The 4,844-nt window shown below is 73.1% G+C and carries 5 protein-coding genes; 2 read left to right on the top strand and 3 right to left on the bottom strand.

The annotated features are described in order from the left end of the window. Nucleotides 1-1,410, bottom strand: a 1,410-nt coding sequence (locus ABZ885_RS35375; RefSeq protein ID WP_360198158.1) for an MFS transporter, incomplete at its 3' end; no start/stop codon positions are given. 197 nt (nt 1,411-1,607) lie between these two features. Here ABZ885_RS35375 and ABZ885_RS35370 point away from each other — a divergent pair. Next, nucleotides 1,608-2,495 carry a universal stress protein gene (locus ABZ885_RS35370; protein WP_360198156.1) on the top strand — a complete coding sequence of 296 codons (888 nt, stop codon included), beginning with the start codon at nt 1,608-1,610 and terminating at the stop codon, nt 2,493-2,495. 153 nt (nt 2,496-2,648) lie between these two features. Beyond that, nucleotides 2,649-2,930, top strand: coding sequence for a hypothetical protein (locus ABZ885_RS35365; protein WP_360198153.1), 282 nt, complete (start codon nt 2,649-2,651; stop codon nt 2,928-2,930). Between the two features lie 72 nt (nt 2,931-3,002). Here the strand turns inward: ABZ885_RS35365 and efeU are convergent, their stop codons facing one another. After that, entirely contained in the window at nt 3,003-3,857 is an 855-nt protein-coding gene (gene efeU / locus ABZ885_RS35360; RefSeq protein ID WP_360198150.1) for an iron uptake transporter permease EfeU, read from the bottom strand. A gap of 48 nt (nt 3,858-3,905) precedes the next feature. Further along, the coding region (gene efeB / locus ABZ885_RS35355) for an iron uptake transporter deferrochelatase/peroxidase subunit (protein ID WP_360198147.1) at nt 3,906-4,844 on the bottom strand (939 nt) is incomplete at its 5' end.

The following is a 4,844-nucleotide window of genomic DNA, read 5'->3' as shown; positions in this document are numbered from 1 at the left end:
GGCGGCCGGGCCGGCCTCCGGTGCGGCCCCGGGTGCCGGTGTGCGCGGCAGCAGGGCGGCGGCCACGAGACCCGCCAGCCCGACCCCGGCCAGGACGGCCATCGCGGCGGCGTACGCGTACTTGGTCAGCCCGGCGACGAGGATCGTCCCGGCGATCGCCGTGCCGAAGGAGGACCCGAGGTTGGAGATGCTGCGGGAGAGCCCGGAGATCTCCCCCTGCCGCTCCTCGGGGAAGGCGGACTGCACGACGTTCACCGACGGCGTCAGCATCACCCCGAGGCCGAGGCCGATCAGCAGCAGCCCCGGGGCGAACGCCCACGCCCCCGGAGTGCCGGCCACCAGGGCGATCAGCACCGCGATGCCCGCGGCGCACAGCCCGAAGCCCGCCATGATCAGGGTCCGCTGCGGCCACCGGCGGGCGAGCCGTTCCGCGGCCAGCGAGGTGGCGAGCAGGCCGAGGGTGGCCGCGGTGAAGATCACACCGGTCTCGACGGCGTCGTACCCGCGGACCACCTGGAGGTAGGTCGCCACGGTGAAGGACGTCCCCATCAGCACCAGCCACTGGGCGTTCTGGGTGACCAGGCCGAGGTTGGAGACCTTGCTGCGGAACAGGCCGGTGGAGAGCAGCGGCTCCTTGCCGGCCCGCTCCTCGGCGCGGATCCGGTACACGAACCAGGCCAGCACCAGGAAGCCGGCGGCCAGCAGACCCGCCGTCAGCCAGAGGTTGTTGTCGGCGGCCAGGATGCCCATCACCACCAGCACCAGACCGGCCGCCGACAGCACGGCCCCGCCGAGGTCGAACGGCCGCTCCGGATCGGGCGGCAGCGGGTCGACGATCGAGCGGCTCAGCAGCACGATCACCGCGATCACCAGGGCCTGGAAGACGAACGCCGCGCGCCAGCTGAGCACCGAGGTGATCAGCCCGCCGATCAACGGCCCCGCGGCGGCACCGATCCCGCCCAGGGCCATCACGACGCCGAACGCCCGGGCCCGGGAGGTCAGGTCCTCGAAGAGCAGCGTGGTCAGGATGTAGACGGGCGGGATCAGCAGCGCCGTGCCGACCCCCTCGAAGATCGAGTTGCCGAGGATCAGCACGCCGAGCCCCGGCGCGACCGCGCTCAGCACCGCACCCACCGCGTAGATCACCAGGCCGAGCAGGAAGCAGCGCTTGCGCCCCCAGCGGTCGGTCAGCTTGCCGCCCGGGATCATCAGCGCCGCCATGACCAGCAGGAAGACCGTGATCGCCACCTGCACGCCCTGCACCGTGGTGTCCAGGTCGTGGCTGATGTCGTTGATCATCACGTTCATGTTCGACCCGGCGAAACTGCAGATGAACTGCGCCAGCGCGAGCGGCGCCAGCACCCGCCGCTGAGCGGCGCTCGGCCGGCCGGACCGGTCCGCTTCGGCCATCACGCCGCCCTTCCCTGACGTCGGTGCGGTGTCACCTTCCCACCCTGCGCGCCGCCGGCGGCCCACGCGCGCCCGGCCGCGCGCCCGGGTGACAGCGGCCGGCCGCACCCGTTCGGCGCAGCGGCCCGGACCGGGGCCGCGGCCGTCGGGAGCTGCGGATCTAGGCTGGGTGACGGCCCGTCCTGCTTGGAGGATCCATGGCACCGACCAACCGGCATCGTCCGGTCGTCCTGGGCGTCGACGCCGCGGCGCCGCGTTCCCCCGCCGTGCTGTGGGCGGCGGAGGAGGCCGCGCGCCGGGGGGCGCCGCTGCGGATGGTCCACGCGACGCTGCCGATGGAGGTCGACCTCCGGGGCTTTTCCGAGTCCGGCCATCACCGCGCGCTGCGGGACCAGGGCGTCGAGGCGCTCGCCGAGGCGTCGGCGCTGGTCGCCGACCACCACCCCGGGCTGGAGCTGAGCACGCAGCTGGTGGGCGACCATCCGGTCCGGGCGCTGTGCCGGGAGTCGGAGGGCGCGGGGATGATCGTCGTCGGGTCGCGCGGACTCGGCCGCTGGGACGAGGTGCTGAGCACGTACTCGGTGGCGGTGCCGGTGTCCGCCCGCAGCCTCTGCCCGGTGGCGGTGGTCCGGGTCGCGCCTCCGCCGGCCGCCGGAGGGGGGCGCGAGGTCGTGGTCGGTTCCGACGGCAGTCCGGACGCGGGGCACGCCGTCGACTTCGCGATCGAGCTGGCCGCCCGGCACGGGGCGGCGCTGCGGGTCGTCCGGTCGTGGCGGGCGCCGCTGCTCGTCCCGGTCGACGAGGAGGCCGTGCTGGCGGAGCTCGGGCGGTCGCTCCGGGAGAGCCTGGCCGGCCGGTCGGCGGACTTCCCGGACGTACCGCTCCGGCACGAGGTGCGGCGCGGGCATCCGGTCGAGGCGCTCGTCGCCGCGGCCGGGAACGCGCTCGCGGTCGTGGTCGGCCGCCGCGGGGACGGCGGGTTCACCGGGCTGCGGCTGGGGTCCGTGCCGCACGGCATGATCCACCACGCCCCCTGCCCGCTGATCACCGTGCCGCCGCCCGCCGCCCGCACCGCGGCGGAGTGAACACCCCGGCGCTGGGTGCCGCTGCCACTCCTGCTGCCGCCGCTGCTGTGAAGAACGTGCGGGAGCCGGGCGGGTTGTCGGTGCTGCGTGCAAGGATGACTCACCGGGACACCGCCCGCCGGGACACCGGCGGAGGCCACGAGGGGGCGGAGCATGGAACGCGCCAGGATCACGGGCGAAGGCCCGGACGGGCACGAGCACGTCGTACGGATCGTCTCGCGTCGGCGCCGGCACGAGCGGGTGGTCTGCGACACCTGCGGGTACAGCAGGTGGTCGCTGGTCGATGCCGGGGGCAAGGCCGAACGGCACCTCTCCGCGTCGCACGACGCCGAGTACGTCCGGCGGGAGCAGTCGCCGGCCTGGTGGCTCGGAACGCTGGTCGGCCTCGTCGCCTTCGTCATCTTCCTGTTCAGCCCCTACGGCTTCTTCCACTGACGCGGGGAGCCGGAACGGCGCCGCCCCGCCGGGCGGGTGCCGGGCGGGGCGGTACGGGTCCTGCGGGAGCGGTCAGGCGGCCGACTTGGCGGAGTCCGCCGTCTTCGGCGTGACCGGCTTGGCGGGCTTGCCGCCGAAGACGCCGAGGAAGATCGCCAGCGTCGGGATCAGGTAGGCCGCCCAGACGGCCAGCTGGAGCACCGTCGGGTCCGGCTGGAAGTTGAACACGCCCTTCAGCAGGGTGCCGTACCAGCTGTCCTTCGGGATGGTGCTGCTGATGTCGAAGGCGACGTCGTGCAGGCCGCCGAGCCAGCCGGCCTCCTGCAGGTCGTGCACGCCGTAGGCCAGCACACCGGCCGCGACGACGACCAGCATGGCGCCGGTCCAGGTGAAGAACTTGGCCAGGTTGATCTTCAGCGCGCCGCGGTAGAAGAGCCAGCCGAGCACCACCGAGGTGAGCAGGCCGAGCGCCGCGCCGATGATCGGGTTGTAGCCGTCGTTGGTGGCCTGCACCGCCGACCAGATGAACAGCGCCGTCTCCAGGCCCTCCCGGCCGACGGCCAGGAAGGAGGTGACCACCAGCGCGACCGTGCCCATCGCGAGCGCCGCGTCCAGCTTGCCGTGCAGCTCGGCCTTGAGGTGCCGGGCGGTGCGGCGCATCCAGAACACCATCCAGGTGACCAGACCGACGGCGATGATCGACAGCGAGCCGCCGAGCGCCTCCTGGGCCTCGAAGGTCAGCTGGGTCGAGCCGTACTGCAGTACCGCGCCGAAGGCCATGCTGAGCACGACCGCGGCCGTGATGCCGGCCCAGACGGGCGGCAGCTTGTCCTTGCGGCCGGTCTTGACCAGATAGGCGATCAGGATGCAGACGACGAGGCTGGCTTCGAGTCCTTCGCGCAGGCCGATCAGGTAGTTGCCGAACACGCTGGCTCCTGGAGGGGTGAAGAGGTGGTACTGGTGGTCGGAGCGGGATCAGCCGAAGAGGGCCTGGCCCCACCACTCGCCGGGCTTGCGGACACCCGCCGGGCAGGCGAAGTGGGCGGAGCCGACGTGCTGGATGTACTCGTTGAGCGCGTCGCTGCCGGCCAGGCGCTGCTGCAGCGGGACGAACGCCTTCCGGCTGTCCCGCTGGTAGGCGAGGAAGAACAGACCGGCGTCCAGGCGGCCGAGGCCGTCGGTGCCGTCGGTGAAGGAGAAGCCGCGGCGCAGGATCATCAGGCCGTTGTTGCTGTCCGGGTGGGCCAGCCGCACGTGCGAGTCCTCGGGCATGGCCTTGAGGTCCGGCGCGTCGTGCTCCTTCTGCTTGCCGTACGGGGCACCCTCGCCCTTGGTACGGCCGAAGATGTCCTCCTGCTCCTTGAGCGGGGTGCGGTCCCAGGTCTCGATGTGCATCCGGATCCGGCGGGCGACCAGGTAGGAGCCGCCGGTCATCCACTCCGGGCCCTCGCCGGGGGCGACCCAGACGTGGTCGGCGAGCTTCGCGGTGTCGGTGCCGGCGATGTTGTGGGTGCCGTCCTTGAAGCCCATCATGTTGCGCGGGGTCTGCGCGTCCGGGGTGGTCGAGGAGGTCTTCCCGAAGCCCAGCTGCGACCAGCGGATGTTCACCGTGCCCATGCCGATCCGGGCCAGGTTGCGGATCGCGTGCACGGCGACCTGCGGGTCGTCGGCGCAGGCCTGGATGCAGAGGTCGCCGCCGCTGCGGGCCGGGTCGAGGTTGTCGCCCTTGAACTTCGGCAGGTCGATCAGGGCCTCGGGGCGCTTGGCCTGGAGGCCGAAGCGGTCCACGCCGTCCTTCTCGAACAGGGTGGGGCCGAAGCCGATGGTGAGGGTGAGCCGGGAGGCCGGCAGGCCGAGCGCCTCGCCGGTGTCGTCCGGCGGCGCCGCCGGCAGGCCGCTGGCGGCGCCGGAGCC

Source organism: Kitasatospora sp. NPDC047058 (assembly GCF_040643935.1).
Classification (GTDB): domain Bacteria; phylum Actinomycetota; class Actinomycetes; order Streptomycetales; family Streptomycetaceae; genus Kitasatospora.
The sequence above is the reverse complement of the archived record's forward strand: the minus strand, read 5'-3'. Positions and strand labels throughout refer to the sequence as shown.